Origin of the sequence: Mycetocola reblochoni REB411 (assembly GCF_900163835.1) — a bacterium.
In the GTDB taxonomy this organism is placed as follows: Bacteria; Actinomycetota; Actinomycetes; order Actinomycetales; family Microbacteriaceae; genus Mycetocola_B; species Mycetocola_B reblochoni.
Genome location: NZ_FUKR01000006.1, coordinates 131,517 through 149,798, shown reverse-complemented (window position 1 = coordinate 149,798; position 18,282 = coordinate 131,517). Strand labels below are relative to the sequence as shown.

Genomic DNA, 18,282 nt, shown 5'->3' with positions numbered 1-18,282 from the left:
GTACCACCCGAGCGATGCTACGCGGTCCGCCCGGTGACGACCAGCTCCGCGACTGGTCGTCACCGGGCGGACCGCGTAGCATCGCTCGGGTGGAACAGATCGTGCGCACCCCCTATGAGGACCTTCTCCGTCTGGTGCTGGAGACGGGGACGGCCAAGTCGGATCGAACGGGGACGGGCACGACGAGTCTCTTCGGCGCGCAGATGCGCTTCGACCTTTCCGAGGGCTTTCCCCTCGTCACCACCAAGCGCGTCCACCTGAAGTCGATCGTGTACGAGCTGCTGTGGTTCCTCCGCGGCGACTCGAACGTCGGCTGGCTGCGCGAGAACGGTGTCACCATCTGGGACGAATGGGCCTCGCCCGAGGGGGAGCTCGGTCCGGTGTACGGCGTCCAGTGGCGGTCGTGGCCGGCGCCGAACGGCCAGCACATCGACCAGATCGCGCAGGTCATGGACACGCTGCGGACCGACCCGGACTCGCGCCGGATGATCGTGTCCGCCTGGAATGTGGCCGACATCCCCGAGATGGCCCTCGCACCGTGTCATGCGCTGTTCCAGTTCTACGTCGCCGACGGGAAGCTCTCCTGCCAGCTGTACCAGCGCAGCGCGGACATGTTCCTCGGGGTCCCGTTCAACATCGCCAGCTACGCGCTGCTGACGCACATGGTGGCCGACCAGCTCGGCCTGGGCGTGGGCGACTTCATCTGGACGGGTGGCGACTGCCACATCTACGACAACCACCGCGAGCAGGTCGAGCGCCAGCTGTCCCGCGAGGCGTACCCCCCGCCGCGGCTCGAGCTGGCGACGCGGCCCAGCCTCGACGCGTACCGGTTCGAGGACATCATCGTCCACGACTACCGTCACCACCCGGGCATCGCCGCGCCCGTCGCGGTATGAGCGTGCCCGCCCGCTCCGGGCCTGGCCTGATCTGGGCGCAAGCGGCTGGCCGCGTCATCGGGCGCGACGGCGGGATGCCGTGGAACGTGCCGGAGGACCTGGCGCACTTCCGGCAGGTGACCTCCGGCGCGGTCGTCGTCATGGGGCGTCGGACCTGGGAATCGCTTCCGCCGCGGTTCCGGCCGCTGCCGGGACGGCGCAACGTCGTCGTGAGCAGGCGCGCCGGCGTGATCCTGGACGGCGCCGACGTCGCCGGCTCGCTCGAGGAGGCGCTCGCCCTCGCCGGTGACGAGCGGGTCTGGGTGATCGGCGGCGGCGAGCTGTACCGCGGCGCGATCGAGCGCGCGTCGGAGCTGGAGGTCACCGAGCTCCGTCTCGACGTGGACGGCGACACGACCGCCCCGGTGATCGACGAGGCGGTGTGGACGGCGACGGCGGGGCCGTGGCGGACCTCCACCTCCGGAACGGACTACCGCTTCGTCAGCTACCTCCGGCGGGGTTCGCCCCAGCGGACACCGGCGCGGTAGCCTAGGGGAGTGCCCCAGGTAGAGAATCCTTTCGGTCAGGTCCTTGTCGCCCTCGTGACGCCGTTCACGGCTGACGGCGAGGTGTCCTGGCCCGACGTCGAGCGTCACATCGACCGCGTCATCACCGACGGCGCGGACGGGATCGTCGTCACCGGCACCACCGGTGAGACGTCCACCCTCACCGACGCAGAGAAGCTGCGACTGGTCGAGGTCGCCAAGTCCGTCTCTGGCGGCCGGGCGAAGATCATCACCGGCGGCGGCTCGAACGAGACCGCGCACGCCATCGAGCTGTACAAGGCCAGCGAGAAGGCCGGGGCCGATGGCGTCATGATCGTGACCCCCTACTACAACAAGCCGACGCAGGCCGGCGTGCTCACCCACTTCCGGATGATCGCCGATGCCACCGACCTGCCCGTCATCCTCTACGACATCCCGGGGCGGACGGGGATCCCAATCGCGTTCGACACCATCCTCCGCGCGGCCAAGCACCCCAACATCCTCGCCGTCAAGGACGCCAAGGGCGACTTCAGCGAGGTGAGCCGCGTGCTCAACCAGACGGAGCTGCTCTACTTCTCCGGCGACGACAGCAACGCCCTGCCGCACATGTCGATCGGCGCCTCCGGCCTGATCGGCGTGACGGCGAACGTCGTCTCCGCCCCCTACCGGGAGATGGTCGACGCGGTCAACCGCGGGGACCTGCCGACGGCCACCGCGGCCCACAAGCGGCTGGAGCCGCTCGTGCGCGCCCTGATGACGCACGTCCCCGGCACGGTCGCCACCAAGTACATCCTCCACGGCCTCGGCCACATCTCGAGCCCTCGCGTCCGGCTGCCCCTCGTGGGCCCGGAGGAGAGCGAGGCCGCCCAGATCGAGAACGACCTGGCGCTGGTCGGCACGATCGAGGGCCTGGATCTGAGCCGTTTCCGGCCTGATCGCAACGCCGCGGCCGGTGGAGCTCTTCCCAAGGTGCATGGCACCACCCGTTAGTACAGCTCAAGGAGGGGCGTATGCCCAATCCCGTCTATGATCCGCCGGCACTCGAGAAGGGCACGCTGAGGGTCATCCCCCTCGGCGGCCTCGGCGAGGTCGGCCGGAACATGACATCGTTCGAGATCGACGGCAAGATCCTCATCGTCGACTGCGGGGTGCTCTTCCCCGAGGAGCACCAGCCCGGAGTCGACCTGATCCTGCCCGACTTCACACCGATCAAGGACCGCATCGACGACATCGTCGGGGTCGTCCTCACTCACGGGCACGAGGACCACATCGGTGGCGTGCCCTACCTGCTCCGGCTGCGCCGCGACATCCCCCTGATCGGCTCGGGGCTGACGCTCGCGCTGGTCGAGGCGAAGCTCAAGGAGCACAAGATCAAGCCGACGACGCTGACCGTCAAGGAGGGTGAGTTCGAGCAGCTCGGCCCCTTCGATCTGGAGTTCGTCGCCGTCAACCACTCCATCCCCGATGCCCTCGCGGTGTCGATCGTCACCGACGCCGGCAGCGTGCTGGTCACGGGCGACTTCAAGATGGACCAGCTCCCGCTCGACGGACGTCTCACCGACCTCCGTGCCTTCGCCCGGCTGGGTGAGGAAGGCGTGGACCTGTTCCTCCCCGACTCGACGAACGCCGACGTTCCCGGCTTCACCCCGCACGAGAACACCATCGGGCCCGTGCTCGACCAGGTGATCGGCAAGGCACGGCGACGCGTCATCGTGGCGAGCTTCTCCAGCCACGTCCACCGTGTCCAGCAGGTCCTGGACGCGGCCGCCGCGCACGGCCGACGGGTGGCGCTGCTCGGACGTTCCATGGTGCGCAACATGGGCATCGCGGCGGAGCTGGGCTACCTCAAGGTGCCGGACAACGTGCTCATCGACTACCGCAAGGCCAAGGACATCCCCGACGACAAGATCGTCTACATGTCCACGGGCTCCCAAGGCGAGCCGATGGCCGTGCTCAGTCGCATGGTCAACCTGGAGCACCAGATCGAGCCGGGCGAGGGCGACACCGTCATCCTCGCGTCGAGCCTGATCCCCGGCAACGAGAACGCGGTCTACCGCATCATCGATGGCCTGACCAAGCTGGGGGCGAACGTCGTCCACAAGGCGAACGCGCGCGTCCACGTCTCCGGTCACGCGGCGGCGGGGGAGCTGCTGTACTGCTACAACATCATCAAGCCCCGCAACGTCATGCCGGTGCACGGCGAGTACCGGCACCTGGCCGCCAACCAGAAGCTCGCGATCGAGTCGGGCGTGCCGGCTGCCAACACCTTCGTTGTCGAGGACGGCTCCGTGCTCGACATGCGCGACGGTGACGTCGAGTTCGTCGGCCAGCTCGAGCTCGGCTTCGTGTACGTCGACGGTTCGACGGTCGGCGAGATCACGGACGCCGACCTCAAGGACCGCCGCATCCTCAGCGAGGAGGGCTTCATCTCGATCATCGTCGTGATCGAGGCCCAGACGGGGCGGATGGTCGTCGAGCCGGAGATCCGTGCGCGCGGTTTCGCCGAGGACGACGCGGTGTTCGACGCCGTCAAGCCGAAGATCGTCAAGGCGCTCCAGGACGCGGTCGCCAACGGCGTCAGCGATCAGCATGCGCTGACCCAGGTCGTTCGCCGGACGGTCGGCCGCTGGGTGAACGCCTCGTACCGCCGTCGCCCGATGATCGTGCCGCTCGTCGTCGAGGCGTAGCCGCCCGCGAGCCCTCGTCACGCCCCCGATGCCCACGCGTCGGGGGCGTGACGCATCCCGGCGGGGTGCTGGCCCGGCGGGTGTTCGACGCCTGCGCTGGCCGCGCAGGGACGGGGACGGTAGTGTGCGGAGTGAATGATCACGACCGCCGGTTCCCGCGTCCGAGGGCGCGACCGGCGACGGATCGATAATGGTCATCATCAGCTCCCTGGCACGGGAGCGGCCATCCGTGACGCCTCGCCCCCGCGCGGCAGCGGCGCGTCGGCCACTCGCGGTCACTGCGGCCGCCACCCCGCCGGAGGTGAGCGGCATGGGGCATGACCACTCGCACGCGCCCGAGGTGCGCTCGGCTGACGACCGGCGGCGGCTCGTCATCGCGATCGTCGTCATCGGGTCGGGCGTCGTGCTCCAGTTCACGGGGGCGCTGCTGTCGGGATCCCTCGCCCTGCTCGCGGACTCCGCGCACATGCTCTCCGACCTGGCCGGTCTGGTCATCGCACTCGTCGCCGTCGTGATCGCGGCGAAGCCTCCGACGCCGACGCAGACCTTCGGGCGGCGCCGGGTCGAGGTGCTGGCGGCGATGGCGAACGCACTCATGCTCGGCACCGTCGCGATCGTGGTCGCCATCGAGGCGATCGGGCGACTGGTCAGGGGAGAGGAAGCCGAACTCGGGGCAACGGTGATGCTCGTCACCGGCATCGTCGGCGGCCTCTGCAACCTCGTCGCCCTGCTCGTTCTCAGCGGTGGCAGACGAGGCTCCATCAACCTCCGCGGCGCGTACCTCGAGGTCATGGGCGACCTCCTCGGATCCGTCGCGGTGGTGGCGGCCGCGGTCGTCCTCATGACGACGGGCTTCGCGTCGGCGGACTCGATCGCGTCGCTGCTGATCGCCGCGCTGATCGTCCCGCGTGCCTACGCTCTTCTCGCCGACGTCGTCCGGGTGCTGTCCGAGTCGGTGCCGAGGGGAACGGACCTCGCCGCCGTCAGGGAGCACATCCTCCAGCTGCCGGGCGTCAGGGGCGTCCACGACGTGCACGCCTGGCAGATCACTCCGGGCGAGACGCTGTTCTCCGCACACGTCGTCGTCGACGACGCCTGCACCATGGCCGGTGACTCGCACGTGCTCCTCGACCGGCTGGATTCGTGCCTGAGGGAGCACTTCGACGTCGTGCATCCGACGTTCCAGATCGAGGCGGCTGCGCACGAGGAGCACGAGGTCAACGCGCACCGGTGACTCGCGGCCCCGACCGCGTGGGGGCGAGAGTTCCGGGGCGCTGGGCGTTACCGTGGGAGCATGGCCACCAAGAGCAGTTCAGGTTCGGGAGCGCGCGGGCGCGGGACGTCCCCGTCGGGCACGCGCTCGCGTGCGGGGGCGGGCTCGACCCCCGGGGCGACGAAGACCGGTTCCGCCCGCGGCGGGTCGCCGTCCCCGGCCAAGAAGGCCGCCGCGACGAAGACCGTTGCCTACCCCGTCGAGGAGCGGACGAATCCGCTCGTGTCCGGGTGGATGGCCCTCGCGCACGCGACCGGTGCGGGCGCCAGGGCGTTCGGCTCGGAGAAGATCTCGAAGGAGGACCGCAGGGACGGGCTGCCGTTCCTGCTCATCGTGCTGGCGATCGCCGGTGTGGTCGTCGAGTGGTTCGGGGTCAACAACTCCGTCGCGGGGGCCTTGCACGCGTTCACCTTTGGCGGCCTGTTCGGTGTCGTCGCCTACGCGCTTCCGGTGATCCTGATCGTGCTGGCCTTCTGGCTGTTCCGGCACCCCAGCTCCGTGGAGGACAACGGCCGCATCGGGATCGGCTTCGCCCTCGCCCTGACGACCGTGTCAGGGCTGTGCCACACCTTCGGGTCACGGCCGAACCCCGCCGAGGGCATGCCTGCCCTGGCGACGGCCGGCGGCCTGCTCGGGTGGGTAGTCGGCGAACCGCTGAGCATCGTGATCACGCCGATCGGCAGTGGGATCGTCCTGTCGCTCCTTCTCCTGCTGAGCCTGTTCATCATCACCAAGACACCGCCGCACCGCGTGGGGGCCCGACTGCGGGAGTTCTGGGTCTGGGCGTTCGGCGCTGAGGCGATGCGGGAGACCGCCCCCGCCACCGCGGCCGCCGACGAGGACGACTCCGCGACGGACGCCGAGCACCTGCCGTGGTGGCGTCGGAACAAGACGCAGCGCGAGGAAGACACCGAGGCCCCGGACACGAGCGCCGTCACCGAGCTGCTCGGCACGTCCGCATCCACACGCGGCTCCTTCGAGACGGCGATCGAGCCGGAGGCGCCGACCGCGGTCGTGCCGGCGGCCTCGGGGATGACCGAGGTCCTCGGCGACCTCGACCGGGCGGAGGCCGCGGTCGGAGCTCTCGGGGCGACGAGCGGATCACGGGCCGGACTGTACGACGACAGCGCCGAGCAGCACACCGAGGCGCTTCCGGACTTCAGCAGCGTCGGCCTCGGCGAGCCGCAGCCGCGCGCGCAGGAGCAGCCGGCGGGGCCCTACGTCCTTCCCTCGACCGCCGCGCTCGCCCAGGGCAGTCCGCCGAAGTCGCGTTCGGCGGCGAACGACGCCGTCGTCGCCGCGATCACCGAGGTGTTCACCCAGTTCAAGGTCGACGCCTCGGTCACGGGCTTCTCCCGCGGACCGACGGTCACCCAGTACGAGATCGAGCTGGGGCCCGGCGTCAAGGTGGAGCGCATCACCGCTCTGCAGAACAACATCGCCTACGCGGTGGCCTCCAACGAGGTGCGGATCCTGGCTCCGATCCCCGGCAAGAGCGCGATCGGCGTCGAGATCCCCAACAGCGACAGGGAGATCGTCACCCTCGGGGACGTCCTGCGCTCGCAGGCGGCGGTCGGCAGCACCCACCCGATGACGATCGGCGTCGGCAAGGACGTCGGGGGCGGGTACGTCGTCGCGAACCTGGCGAAGATGCCCCACCTGCTCGTCGCCGGCTCGACGGGCTCGGGAAAGTCCAGCTTCGTCAACTCCATGATCACGAGCCTGCTGATGCGGGCCCGCCCGGCGGACGTGCGCATGGTCCTCATCGACCCCAAGCGCGTCGAGCTCGCGCCCTACGCCGGAGTGCCGCACCTGATCACGCCCATCATCACGAGCCCGAAAAAGGCCGCGGAGGCGCTGCAGTGGGTCGTGAAAGAGATGGACATGCGCTACGACGATCTGGCGAGCTTCGGCTTCCGCCACATCGACGACTTCAATAAGGCCGTGCGCAACGACGAGATCACGCTGCCCGCTGGCAGTGAGCGGGTGCTCAAGCCGTACCCGTATCTGCTCGTCGTCGTCGACGAGCTCGCCGACCTCATGATGGTGGCGCCGCGGGACGTCGAGGACTCCATCGTCCGCATCACGCAGCTGGCGCGTGCGTCGGGGATTCACCTGGTTCTGGCGACCCAGCGCCCCTCCGTCGACGTCGTGACCGGGCTCATCAAGGCCAACGTTCCCAGCCGTCTGGCGTTCGCCGTCACCAGCGTGACCGACTCCCGCGTCATCCTGGACCAGCCGGGGGCGGACAAGCTGATCGGCCAGGGCGACGGTCTCTTCCTGCCGATGGGCGCGTCGAAGGCGGTCCGTGTGCAGGGCGCCTGGGTGTCCGAGGACGAGATCGAGCACGTGGTGACGCATGTGACCGCACAGGCACGTCCCGACTACCGGGCGGATGTCGACGCTGTCGCCCAAAAGAAGGACGTCGACGCCGACATCGGCGACGACTTGGAGCTGCTGCTGGAGGCGGTGACGCTCGTGGTGCAGTCCCAGTTCGGTTCGACGTCGATGTTGCAGCGCAAGCTCCGCGTCGGCTTCGCGAAGGCTGGCCGGCTCATGGATCTCATGGAGTCGCGCGAGATCGTCGGCCCCTCCGAGGGGTCGAAGGCCAGGGACGTGCTGGTCGTGCCCGATCAGCTGGCCGCGACGATCGCGCGTATCCGCGGCGACGAGCCCGCGCCGTCGGCCCAGCAGTCTGCCCCGTCGCCACAGCAGCCCGCGCCGGCCACAGCCGCAACCGCGTTCGATGCCTCGGGCCAGCCCGACCACCACGGAGCGGCACCGGTCGAGAGCCACGGCGACGCCCACACGGACGCCGCGCTGCCCCCGACCGAGGACCGCTACGGCTCCGACCCGGTGGCGGCGATGAGTGCCGGCCTGGAAGAGGTCGACGGCGAGGACGGCGACGAGGACGCCTGGCACCTCACGGGACGCGGCTGATGGGCCGCGGCGCGGTCGTGACGGGCCGGGACGGCACACCGACGACGCGACGGAGACACGCAGCGAGGGGACAACGATGACCACGGGAGAACAGCGGGCGACGCCGTCCAACCTCAACCTGCCGAATGCGATCACGATCGCCCGGATCGCGCTCACGCCGGTCTTCGTCTGGCTGTTCTTCGCCGACGACGGGCAGATGGGCCCCCTGCGCTGGTGGGCCGCCGTGCTGTTCGTCGTCGCGATCGGCTCGGACGGAATCGACGGCGCGATCGCGCGACGCCGCGGCCTGGTCACGGAGCTCGGCAAGCTGCTCGACCCGATCGCCGACAAGGTCCTCACCGGTGCGGCACTCGTGATCCTGTCGGTGGCGGGCGAGCTGCCGTGGTGGGTCACGATCCTCGTCCTGGTCAGGGAGGTGGGGATCACCGTCCACCGCATGGTCGTCCTCAGCGACCACGTGGTCGCCGCGGCGTGGATGGGCAAGCTGAAGACCGTGATGCAGGGGGTGGCGATCTCCTTGGCGCTTGTTCCCCTCCCGGAGTTGGTGGGCGAGTGGTTCCTGGGGGTGAACGTCGTGACGATGACGATCGCGGTCGTCCTCACCGTCGCGAGCGGGATCGACTACGTCGTCACGGCGCTCAGGTCCAGGACGCAGCGGTGAGCCGGGCGTCGGAGCTGATCGACCTACTCCGGGAGGCAGGGCTGTCGCTCGCTGTCGCCGAGTCTCTGACCGGCGGAGCGCTCTCCGACGCGATCGTCTCTGTTCCGGGGGCATCAATGGTGTTCCGCGGCGGAGTGGTCTCCTACGCGACGGATGCGAAGGCCACGGTTCTAGGGGTTGACGCCGCGGTCCTGGCCGAGGCGGGCCCCGTCGATCTGCGCGTCGCCGTGCAGATGGCCGAGGGGGTCAGGCGGGTGTTCCGCACCCCGGGTGGCCCCGCAGGCGTCGGCCTGGCGACGACGGGTGTCGCCGGCCCCGGTCCGAGCGACGGGCACCGGCAGGGCACGGTTTTCGTCGGCCTGTCAGCCGGGTCGTGGTCGAGAGCGCTGCCGCTCCAACTGGACGGCGACAGGCCGGCGGTGCGCGCGGCGACGGTCGACCTGGCGCTCAACTGGGCGGTCGAGGTGCTGAGTCAGCGGGGTCAGACCGTCCTCGTCGACACCTCCGTCCAACCCAGGGAATAGCGCGGTCCGGCTGGGTGTTTTGATCAGTGATTGACAAGCAAAGCCCAGTCGGCGTCGCTAATGTTGATCGCGTCACCGGTTCTCTACTCGTGACGGACCACTCCACTGCAACGTCAGACAGCTCTAGGGAGGAACCTGTGGTACTACTTCGTCAGGAAATCGGCGACGTTCTCCGTGACTTCCGACTGCAGAAGGGGCACACCCTTCGACAGGTCGCCAGCAAGGCCAGCGTCGCGTTGGGCTACCTCAGTGAGGTCGAGCGCGGCCAGAAGGAGGCCTCGAGCGAGATCCTGGCCTCGGTGGCCGAGGCGCTCGACACCCCGATCTCGTCCATCATGCGCGAGGTCGGCGACCGCATCGCGGTCATCGAGGGCCTCGCGATCGTGCCGGACACCATTCCGGCAGACATCGTGGCGGCCGAGCTCGACGCCGAGGTGATGGCACACTGACGTCGCGCCGGCGCTTCGCGTCATCGGAAGGACCCCGGTCACTCGGCCGGGGTCCTTTCGCGTTCGCCATGGTCGCGCCGGTACGGTTGTCGGCATGACGCTGAGCGAGTTCACCCGGGCCGTCGACGCGGAGTTCGGCCGGTCGAGGGCCAGGGTCCTCTGCGCGGACCTGGTCCTCGGCGCTCTCGGCTCCGTGACAGCGGACGAGGCGATCGAGGCGGGGGTCGACCCCCGACGCGTCTGGCTCGCGCTCTGCGAGGCGGTCGACGTTCCGCCGGAGAGGCGCCATGGAGCCGGCAGGCCCGAACCGCGCCCGTGACCTCGCACTCATTTTCGACACGCCAGCTGCCACTACTCGAACATTCCTTCGTTCAGTCGTAGTCTCTTCACAAGGCGCGATCCGTTCCACCGTTCCGCATCGTCGAGGCCGAGTCACCGTATGTCGGTGGCTGGCAATAACGTCGCAGACACAGCGGTTCACGCTGACGCCTTGTCTCCGGTCCCCGTGCTGGAACAGCCTGTAGGCGGCCCAACCTCAACGACTCAGGAGATGTCATGCCCTCAGCAACCGACCGCGAGAAGGCCCTCGAGACCGCACTCGCCCAGATCGACCGTCAGTTCGGCAAAGGCTCGGTCATGCGTCTCGGCAGCGACGAGCGCGCACCCGTCGAGGTGATCTCCACCGGGTCGATCGCTCTTGACGTCGCGCTCGGCGTCGGGGGAATCCCACGCGGCCGCATCGTCGAGATCTATGGCCCCGAGTCCTCGGGTAAGACGACGCTCACGCTGCACGCCATCGCGAACGTGCAGCGCGGAGGAGGCATCGCCGCCTTCATCGATGCGGAGCACGCGCTCGATCCCGAGTACGCGAAGAAGCTCGGTGTCGATATCGACTCGCTTCTCGTCTCCCAGCCCGACACCGGTGAGCAGGCACTCGAGATCGCCGACATGCTCGTCCGTTCCGGCTCCATCGATCTCGTGGTCATCGACTCCGTGGCAGCTCTTGTGCCGCGAGCCGAGATCGAAGGAGAGATGGGTGACTCCCACGTCGGTCTGCAGGCCAGGCTGATGTCTCAGGCCCTCCGCAAGCTCACGGGTGGTCTCAGCCAGACCAACACCACGATGATCTTCATCAACCAGCTCCGTGAGAAGATCGGTGTCTTCTTCGGCAGCCCGGAGACCACTGCCGGTGGAAAGGCTCTGAAGTTCTACGCCTCGGTCCGTATGGACATCCGCCGCATCGAGACCCTGAAGGACAGCGGCGACGCCGTCGGCAACCGCACGAGGGTGAAGGTCGTCAAGAACAAGATGGCGCCTCCTTTCAAGCAGGCGGAGTTCGACATCCTCTACGGCGTCGGGATTTCGCGAGAGGGCAGCCTCATCGACTTCGGTGTCGAGCACGGCATCGTCAAGAAGTCCGGTGCCTGGTACACCTACGAGGGCGACCAGCTCGGCCAGGGCAAGGAGAACGCGCGTAACTTCCTCAAGCGCACGCCCGAGGTGGCGGCCGAGATCGAGCAGAAGATCAAGGTCAAGATGGGCCTCGTCGAGTCTGATCAGGTCGCAGACGCCCCCGCGGTTCAGAAGGGCGCCTGAGCGTCGTGGTCGTTCGTTTCGAGTCGTCGGGTGGGGACGGCTCGCCGCTTGAGCGCGACAATGTTTCGGGTTTGGCTCCCGTGAGCCTCTTCGCGGAGGCCAAAGCGAAACGAGCTCGGGGCCGGAGCGCGACGCCGTCGCGGGAGAGCAGCGTGCCGGTCGGCGGTGGTGCGTCGGGATCGACGTCACTCACCGGCGACGGGGAAGCCGTCGCCGCGATGGAATCCGCGCTCGCGGCGCGAGGGATTGATGTTCGACCGCCTCGCTCGGCGACTCCTCGGGGTACCGCGGGCGAGCAGGTGGCGACGATCGAGGGTGCCGGCACCGCCGGCCCAGCGGAGCGCTCAGAGGCTGTCGTGACACTCGTGGCGGACGATGTCCTTGCCACCGTGAGGGATCGCATCGTCGCTCGTCTTCGGCGTCGGGGGCTCAGCGAGGCAGAAGTGTTGCGCGCGGCCCTGGACGAGGGGCTCGACGCTCACCAGGCGAACGATGTTCTTGAGCAGTTGCGCTCCTGGGGCTACGTCGACGACGCGTCTCTTGCCGAGCAGCTGCTGGTCAAGGCCCAATCGCGGAAGGGTCAGGGGCGTGAGGCAGCGCGGCGCACCCTGGGCGAGCGTCTGATCCGGGCGGACATCGTCGACCAGCTCCTGGCCGACATCGACGACGCGGATGAGCTCGAGAGAGCGGTGCAACTCGCGCGTCGGCGGGCACCGCAGGTGGCGAGCCTCGGTACCGAGGTCGCCCATCGCCGGCTCAGCGGATTCCTCGCCCGGCGAGGCTACAGCGGTGTAATCGTGCGTCAAGCCGTCGACCGCGCCCTTGCCGAGTCCGGCGGGTCCGGTGTCCGATTCACCACGACGTAGAATCGTGTCTATGAGCAGCACCTCAGAGACCCCCACGGTCATCCCGGTCTCCTCCGCGGCGACTGAGGGATCGCGCGCGCGTAGTTACGAGGTCCGCACCTTCGGCTGCCAGATGAACGTGCACGACTCGGAGCGACTGAGCGGATCCCTCGAGGCCGCGGGGTACGTCAAGGCGGACGGTCGTGAACCGGACGTGGTCGTGATCAACACCTGCGCGGTGCGAGAGAACGCCGACAACAAGCTCTACGGCAACCTCGGTCATCTCGCGGGTGTGAAGAAGCGCCACGAGGGCATGCAGATCGCGGTCGGCGGGTGCCTGGCGCAGAAGGACAAGAACGCCATCCTCGAGAAGGCTCCGTGGGTTGACGTCGTCTTCGGCACGCACAACATGGGGGCGCTGCCGAGTCTGCTCGAGCGTGCACGCCACAACGACGAGGCGCAGCTCGAGATCCTCGACGCACTCGAGACCTTCCCGTCTACTCTCCCGACCAAGCGTGACTCCAGCTACAGCGGATGGGTGTCCATCTCGGTGGGCTGCAACAACACCTGTACCTTCTGCATCGTGCCCTCCCTCCGCGGCAAGGAGAAGGATCGCCGTCCCGGCGACATCCTGGCGGAGATCGAAGCTCTCGTCGCCGACGGTGCGATCGAGGTGACGCTGCTCGGCCAGAACGTCAACTCCTACGGCGTCGAGTTCGGCGACCGCCAGGCCTTCGGAAAGCTCTTGCGCGCCGCGGGGGCGATCCCCGGTATTGAGCGGATCCGCTTCACCAGTCCCCACCCGGCGGCATTCACCGACGACGTCATCGCCGCGATGGCCGAGACGCCCGCCGTGATGCCGCAGCTGCACATGCCGCTTCAATCCGGCTCGGACCGGATCCTGCGGGCGATGCGCCGCTCCTACCGCTCGTCCAAGTTCCTCGGAATCCTGGATCGCGTGCGGGAGCGAATCCCGCACGCGGCGATCTCGACCGACATCATCGTGGGGTTTCCTGGGGAGTCCGATGCGGACTTCGAGGACACTCTCCGCGTCGTCGAGCAGTCGCGTTTCGCCTCCGCATTCACCTTCCAGTACTCGATTCGCCCGGGGACACCTGCCGCGACGATGGAGAACCAGGTCCCGAAACACGTCGTTCAAGAACGATATGAGCGCCTGATCGCCCTGCAAGAGCGGATCAGTCTCGAGGAGAACCGTGCACTCATCGGGCGCAGAGTCGACCTCCTCGTGTCGACAGGTGAGGGCCGGAAGAACGACAGGACCCGCCGGCTGTCCGGACGGGCTGAGGACTCGCGGCTCGTCCATTTCGAGCTACCCGCGTCGGCGGACCTGCCTCGCCCCGGTGATGTCGTCTCGGTCACGGTGACCGAGGCGGCGCCGCACTTCCTGCTCGCCGACCTCGGCCCCGACGGGAGGCTGCCGATCCGACGCACGGCGGCCGGTGACGCCTGGGATCGTGCGCAGGCGGACAGCTGCGACGTCCCTCCCACCGGTATGTCCTCCGCGGCGAGCGGAGGCCCGGTATCGATCGGCTTGCCGTCGTTGCGTGTGGGTGCCCGCCCCCTCACGTCGCCGGGCATCGGGACTATGCCCATCTACGACCCGACGGACGGCGAACGCTGAACGGATTCCGACCGGCCGCCGTCGATCAGGTGGCGCCCTCCCGGCAAGGGCACGTGTACGCGGTGGTGGGGCCGACCGGAACCGGCAAGTCCGACTACGCGATCCTGCTGGCACAGCGCCTCATCGACTCCGGTCGGGTACCGGTGATTCTGAACGCCGATGCGATGCAGCTCTACCGTGGCATGGATATCGGCACGGCCAAGCTCACGGAGGAGGAGCGGCAGGGCGTACGTCATGAACTGCTCGACGTGCTCTCGGTCACGGACGAGGCCTCGGTGGCGTGGTATCAGGACCGTGCACGACGGATCATCCAGGACGCACTCGACAGCGGCCGTGTGCCGATCATGGTCGGGGGTTCGGGCCTTTACCTTCAGGCTGTTCTCGACGACTTCCGCTTCCCCGGCACCGACCCGGATGTTCGGGGTGCGCTCGAGGCTGAACTCGAGGAAGACGGAGCGGGGGTGCTCTGGCGCCGGTTGGCCGAGCTGGACTCGCGGGCGGCCGACCGGATCGGGCCGTTCAACGGCAGGAGAATCGTTCGTGCCCTCGAAGTCATGGCGATCACGGGCGAGACTTTCTCCGCGATGCTTCCCGAGGTCCCTCGACCCTGGTGGCGCGCGACCCGCATCGGTTTCGCAGACGACCCCGCCGTGCTCGCTGCTCGGCTCGACGCGAGGGTGGTGCGGATGTGGCGCACCGGACTCCTCGACGAGGTGCGGGGGCTTCTTTCCGCTGGGCTGCGCGAGGGGCGAACGGCGTCCAGGGCGATCGGCTATGCGCAGGCGACGGCCCAGCTCGACGGTGACGTCAGCGCTGATGAAGCAATCGCGCAGACCCAGGCGCTCACTCGGCGCTACGCGCGTCGGCAGCGCAGCTGGTTCAGACGGGATCAGCGGATCCTCTGGCTCTCCGGCGCGGACGGTGCGGCGCGCACGCGCATCCCGGACGCCCTGCTTCGCGCCTCGGCCTCCGACCAGCGGTTGTAGGCTCGCAGCATGGCACGCAATCTCGAGTTCGCCAAGGGGCATGGCACAGGCAACGACTTCATCCTTTATTCCGACCCCGACGGTTCCGACCCACTGACGCTCGAGCAGGTCCAGCTCATCGCCGACAGGCACAGGGGCATCGGCGCCGACGGTGTGATCCGGGCGGTCCGTACCGAGTCGCTTCCCAACGGGGCCGCCGTTCTGGACGAGGACCCGGATGCCGAATGGTTCATGGACTACCTCAACTCGGACGGTTCTGTCGCCGAGATGTGCGGCAACGGGATCCGTGTCTTTGTGCACTACCTCGTCGAACGTGGTCTCGCTGACTTGCCGGACGGCGGGACGCTCGCGGTCGGGACGCGCGCCGGTGTAAAAGACGTGCAGCGCAGCACCGGGGGCTACCGTGTCGACCTCGGCTCATGGCGTCTGAGCGGGGACGAGCCGCTCGTGTCCGCACCGGGTCTCGACGTCGCGCGCCCCTCGCTCGGCATCGATGTCGGCAACCCGCACGTCGTGGCTGCGCTGGCGGGTGAGGACGAACTCGATCGCATCGCACTGAGCGCACCGCCCGCTCTCGATCCGCCCATCGCCGACGGCGCCAACGTGGAGTTCGTCGTGCCGGAGGACCCGCTGGTAAGGGATGGGGTGGCCCGGATACGCATGCGGGTCCACGAGCGGGGCAGCGGTGAGACCCTCTCCTGTGGGACGGGCGTCGCGGCGGCCGCGCTGGCGACGAGGCATTGGGCCGGACCGGGTGCGCCACATCAGTGGCGGGTCGAGGTACCGGGCGGAGTGCTCGGAGTGCGTATGTTCCCGACGCAGGACGGCGAGCACGTCGCACTCTCGGGTCCTGCCGTGATCGTCGCACGCGGCGAGTTCGTCTTCGAGTAGGCGGGTGGGACTGCCGCCGTGTGCCGAGGCGGGATCGGTGGACTGTCCCGCCCGTTGTTCAGCCGGTGGTCGTGCGGTGGACGCGAAGGACGCGGTAGCCCTTCTTCGTGGTCGCCCGTGAGCTGACGTGCGTGCCGTCGAACTCCGTGCTGAGCCAGGAGAGCAGACTGTCCGACCCCAGGTTCTTCTGGACGACCAACCAGGCGTCGCAACCGGGCTTCAGCCGCGGCAGCCAGTGGCGCAGCATGCCGTGCAGTTCTTGCTTGCCGACACGGATGGGCGGGTTGGACCAGATGGCGTCGAAGCGCACCGCCTCGGGAACACCGCTCGGCGTCGTGGCGTTGATACCGGAGAAGCCGTGCTGTGCGGCGTTCAGTGTGATCAGCTCGAGCGCGCGCTCGTTCACGTCGACCGACCAGATGGTCGCGTCCGGCGCGCTCCGCGCGAGTGCATAGCTGATGGGTCCCCAGCCGGCGCCGAGGTCGAGCACGTCTCCGCTTTGCGGTGGCGGCGGGACGCTGTCCAGGAGCACGGCGGTCCCGGTGTCGAGGCGGCCGGGGCTGAACACGCCCCCGGCGGTCGTGATCGTGAGGGGCTCGCCCGCGATCGACACGGTGATCTGCCGGGGGGTGGGATCGCTGCCCGGCTCGGGGCTGAAGTAGTGCGCGCTGGGCATACCTGGAAAGATACCGGTAGAGAAGAAACGAAGGTAACCGAATGACAGATGACCACAGCCCGAGCAACGACGACGACGTCGTCGCTCGCGTCCTCCGCACCGCGAGCGCGCGGGGCGCGGGCCTTTCGGTGTTTGACAGCCGTGCGACGGCGCTCGACACCGAGTCCGGGGGAGAGGCGTACACGGGCGACGGTGAGCAGTTCGAGCGTGCGGAGCGACAGGCGCTTCGACGGGTCAACGGCCTCTCGACCGAACTCGAGGACGTCACCGAGGTCGAGTACCGCCAGCTCCGTCTCGAGAACGTCATCCTGATTGGGGTGTACTCCGGTTCGCTCCACGATGCGGAGAATTCGCTCCGCGAGCTCGCCGCCCTCGCCGAGACGGCCGGGGCAGCCGTGCTGGACGGCCTCCTTCAGCGGCGTCCGAACCCCGACCCGAGCACGTACCTGGGCAAGGGCAAAGCCGATGAGCTCGCAGGGCTCGTCCGTGCGCTCGGCGCCGACACGGTGATCGCCGACACCGAGCTCGCACCCAGCCAGAGGCGCGCTCTCGAGGACGTGGTCAAGGTCAAGGTGATCGATCGTACTGCGGTGATCCTCGACATCTTCAGCCAGCATGCGAAGAGCCGTGAGGGCAAGGCGCAGGTCGAACTGGCGCAGCTGGAATACCTCCTCCCGCGTCTGCGCGGCTGGGGCGACTCGATGAGCCGCCAGGCCGGTGGTCAGGTCGGTGGCGCGGGGGCGGGAATGGGCTCGCGCGGTCCGGGCGAGACGAAGATCGAGCTCGATCGCCGCCGCATTCACACCCGGATGGCGAAGCTGCGTCGTCAGATCAAGGAGATGACCCCGGCCCGGGAGGCGAAGCGGGCCAACCGCCGTCGCAACGAGGTTCCGTCGGTCGCGATCGTCGGCTACACGAACGCGGGAAAGTCGAGCCTGCTCAATCGAATCACCCGTGCGGGCGTGCTCGTCGAGAACGCGTTGTTCGCGACGCTGGACTCGACCGTCCGTCGGTGGCGAACGGCCGACGGCCTGGAGTACACGCTCGCCGACACCGTCGGCTTCGTGCGCAATCTGCCGCATCAGCTGGTCGAGGCGTTCCGCTCGACGCTGGAGGAGCTCGCGGAGGCCGACGTTATCGTCCACGTCGTCGACGCGTCGCACCCCGACCCGGCGAGTCAGCTGCGCACCGTGCGCGACGTGATCGGCGAGGTCGGCGCGAGGGACATTCCTGAACTGGTCGTCTTCAACAAGAGCGATGTCGTAGACGATGACACCCGTCTCGTGCTTCGCGGCCTCGAGCCGTCGGCCAGCTTCGTCTCTGCTCGAACCGGTGAGGGTGTTACCGAACTGCTCGAGCGGATCGCGGACACGATTCCCCACCCCGATATCGAGGTTGAGCTCCTCGTGCCGTACGAGCACGGTGAGGTCGTTTCCGCGCTGCACGAGCGGGCCACCGTGACGAACGTGAGCTACGAGGAGGGCGGAACACGCGTGTCCGCGAAGGTCTCGGCCGACCTCGCCGGGTCGGTGGCCGAGTTCCAGGTTCCCGTCGCCTGACTCGCTGCTCGCGAGGGCGGGGTTGGGTTTCTCTGGCAGGAGAGCGCTATCCCGTCGCCCAGGGAAACGTCGTCGATCGGCGCGGTAGACGAGTGCTGCTGTGGCCGTCGCCACCTGGCACGCCGTGAGTCGC

General features: G+C 68.6%; 17 protein-coding genes. 16 read left to right on the top strand and 1 reads right to left on the bottom strand.

The genetic code is table 11. The annotated features are described in order from the left end of the window. Positions 1-89 precede the first annotated feature (89 nt). The 15 genes from FM119_RS01425 (at position 90) to dapF (ending at position 15,914) form a co-directional block, all read left to right on the top strand. Positions 90-896, top strand: coding sequence for a thymidylate synthase (locus FM119_RS01425; RefSeq protein ID WP_087135907.1), 807 nt, complete (start codon positions 90-92; stop codon positions 894-896). Continuing rightward, complete coding sequence (locus FM119_RS01420; RefSeq protein ID WP_087135906.1) at positions 893-1,423, top strand: dihydrofolate reductase; 531 nt, start codon at positions 893-895, stop codon at positions 1,421-1,423. Before FM119_RS01425 ends, FM119_RS01420 begins: the two co-directional genes overlap by 4 nt. 9 nt (positions 1,424-1,432) lie before the next feature. Continuing rightward, positions 1,433-2,410, top strand: coding sequence for a 4-hydroxy-tetrahydrodipicolinate synthase (gene dapA, locus FM119_RS01415; RefSeq protein WP_087135905.1), 978 nt, complete (start codon positions 1,433-1,435; stop codon positions 2,408-2,410). Positions 2,411-2,430: 20 nt separating this feature from the next. Beyond that, entirely contained in the window at positions 2,431-4,107 is a 1,677-nt protein-coding gene (locus FM119_RS01410; protein ID WP_087135904.1) for a ribonuclease J, read from the top strand. Between the two features lie 310 nt (positions 4,108-4,417). Continuing rightward, complete coding sequence (locus tag FM119_RS01405; RefSeq protein ID WP_087135915.1) at positions 4,418-5,341, top strand: cation diffusion facilitator family transporter; 924 nt, start codon at positions 4,418-4,420, stop codon at positions 5,339-5,341. A 60-nt stretch (positions 5,342-5,401) separates the two neighbouring features. Next, complete coding sequence (locus tag FM119_RS01400) at positions 5,402-8,320, top strand: FtsK/SpoIIIE family DNA translocase (RefSeq protein ID WP_087135903.1); 2,919 nt, start codon at positions 5,402-5,404, stop codon at positions 8,318-8,320. 76 nt (positions 8,321-8,396) lie between these two features. Continuing rightward, positions 8,397-8,981: a CDP-diacylglycerol--glycerol-3-phosphate 3-phosphatidyltransferase gene (gene pgsA, locus FM119_RS01395; RefSeq protein ID WP_087135902.1), complete on the top strand. Its 585-nt coding sequence runs from the start codon at positions 8,397-8,399 to the stop codon at positions 8,979-8,981. Then, entirely contained in the window at positions 8,978-9,505 is a 528-nt protein-coding gene (locus tag FM119_RS01390; protein WP_087135901.1) for a CinA family protein, read from the top strand. The genes pgsA and FM119_RS01390 overlap by 4 nt, the downstream gene beginning before the upstream one ends. 137 nt (positions 9,506-9,642) lie before the next feature. Next, positions 9,643-9,954, top strand: coding sequence for a helix-turn-helix domain-containing protein (locus FM119_RS01385; RefSeq protein WP_087135900.1), 312 nt, complete (start codon positions 9,643-9,645; stop codon positions 9,952-9,954). A 94-nt stretch (positions 9,955-10,048) separates the two neighbouring features. Continuing rightward, complete coding sequence (locus FM119_RS01380; RefSeq protein ID WP_087135899.1) at positions 10,049-10,273, top strand: DUF3046 domain-containing protein; 225 nt, start codon at positions 10,049-10,051, stop codon at positions 10,271-10,273. A 236-nt stretch (positions 10,274-10,509) separates the two neighbouring features. Further along, positions 10,510-11,550: a recombinase RecA gene (gene recA / locus FM119_RS01375; RefSeq protein WP_087135898.1), complete on the top strand. Its 1,041-nt coding sequence runs from the start codon at positions 10,510-10,512 to the stop codon at positions 11,548-11,550. 356 nt (positions 11,551-11,906) lie between these two features. Continuing rightward, on the top strand, positions 11,907-12,416 hold the full coding sequence (locus FM119_RS01370) for a regulatory protein RecX (RefSeq protein WP_179205147.1): 510 nt from the start codon (positions 11,907-11,909) through the stop codon (positions 12,414-12,416). Positions 12,417-12,426: 10 nt separating this feature from the next. After that, positions 12,427-14,037, top strand: a complete 1,611-nt coding sequence (gene miaB / locus FM119_RS01365; RefSeq protein ID WP_087135896.1) for a tRNA (N6-isopentenyl adenosine(37)-C2)-methylthiotransferase MiaB — start codon at positions 12,427-12,429, stop codon at positions 14,035-14,037. A gap of 53 nt (positions 14,038-14,090) precedes the next feature. Beyond that, positions 14,091-15,023, top strand: a complete 933-nt coding sequence (miaA, locus tag FM119_RS01360) for a tRNA (adenosine(37)-N6)-dimethylallyltransferase MiaA (protein ID WP_218778703.1) — start codon at positions 14,091-14,093, stop codon at positions 15,021-15,023. Positions 15,024-15,032: 9 nt separating this feature from the next. Beyond that, the gene (gene dapF, locus FM119_RS01355) at positions 15,033-15,914 is read left to right on the top strand and encodes a diaminopimelate epimerase (protein ID WP_087135894.1); all 882 of its coding nucleotides are present in this window, start codon (positions 15,033-15,035) and stop codon (positions 15,912-15,914) included. Positions 15,915-15,972: 58 nt separating this feature from the next. Here dapF and FM119_RS01350 read toward each other — a convergent pair whose 3' ends face one another. Next, the gene (locus FM119_RS01350; protein ID WP_087135893.1) at positions 15,973-16,590 is read right to left on the bottom strand and encodes a class I SAM-dependent methyltransferase; all 618 of its coding nucleotides are present in this window, start codon (positions 16,588-16,590) and stop codon (positions 15,973-15,975) included. A gap of 41 nt (positions 16,591-16,631) precedes the next feature. On the opposite strand from FM119_RS01350, the gene hflX reads away from it, so the two are divergent. Continuing rightward, a complete protein-coding gene (hflX, locus tag FM119_RS01345; protein WP_087135892.1) occupies positions 16,632-18,149 on the top strand; it encodes a GTPase HflX in 1,518 nt (505 codons plus the stop codon). Positions 18,150-18,282 lie beyond the last annotated feature (133 nt).

What these genes read in the sequence shown, in the direction of transcription:
- dapF (WP_087135894.1), top strand. Translation starts at nt 15,033, where the DNA reads ATGGCACGCAATCTCGAGTTCGCCAAGGGGCATGGCACAGGCAACGAC.
- miaB (WP_087135896.1), top strand. Translation starts at nt 12,427, where the DNA reads ATGAGCAGCACCTCAGAGACCCCCACGGTCATCCCGGTCTCCTCCGCG.
- FM119_RS01410 (WP_087135904.1), top strand. Translation starts at nt 2,431, where the DNA reads ATGCCCAATCCCGTCTATGATCCGCCGGCACTCGAGAAGGGCACGCTG.
- FM119_RS01350 (WP_087135893.1), bottom strand. Translation starts at nt 16,590, where the DNA reads ATGCCCAGCGCGCACTACTTCAGCCCCGAGCCGGGCAGCGATCCCACC.
- pgsA (WP_087135902.1), top strand. Translation starts at nt 8,397, where the DNA reads ATGACCACGGGAGAACAGCGGGCGACGCCGTCCAACCTCAACCTGCCG.
- recA (WP_087135898.1), top strand. Translation starts at nt 10,510, where the DNA reads ATGCCCTCAGCAACCGACCGCGAGAAGGCCCTCGAGACCGCACTCGCC.
- hflX (WP_087135892.1), top strand. Translation starts at nt 16,632, where the DNA reads ATGACAGATGACCACAGCCCGAGCAACGACGACGACGTCGTCGCTCGC.
- FM119_RS01400 (WP_087135903.1), top strand. Translation starts at nt 5,402, where the DNA reads ATGGCCACCAAGAGCAGTTCAGGTTCGGGAGCGCGCGGGCGCGGGACG.
- FM119_RS01405 (WP_087135915.1), top strand. Translation starts at nt 4,418, where the DNA reads ATGGGGCATGACCACTCGCACGCGCCCGAGGTGCGCTCGGCTGACGAC.
- FM119_RS01420 (WP_087135906.1), top strand. Translation starts at nt 893, where the DNA reads ATGAGCGTGCCCGCCCGCTCCGGGCCTGGCCTGATCTGGGCGCAAGCG.
- FM119_RS01380 (WP_087135899.1), top strand. Translation starts at nt 10,049, where the DNA reads ATGACGCTGAGCGAGTTCACCCGGGCCGTCGACGCGGAGTTCGGCCGG.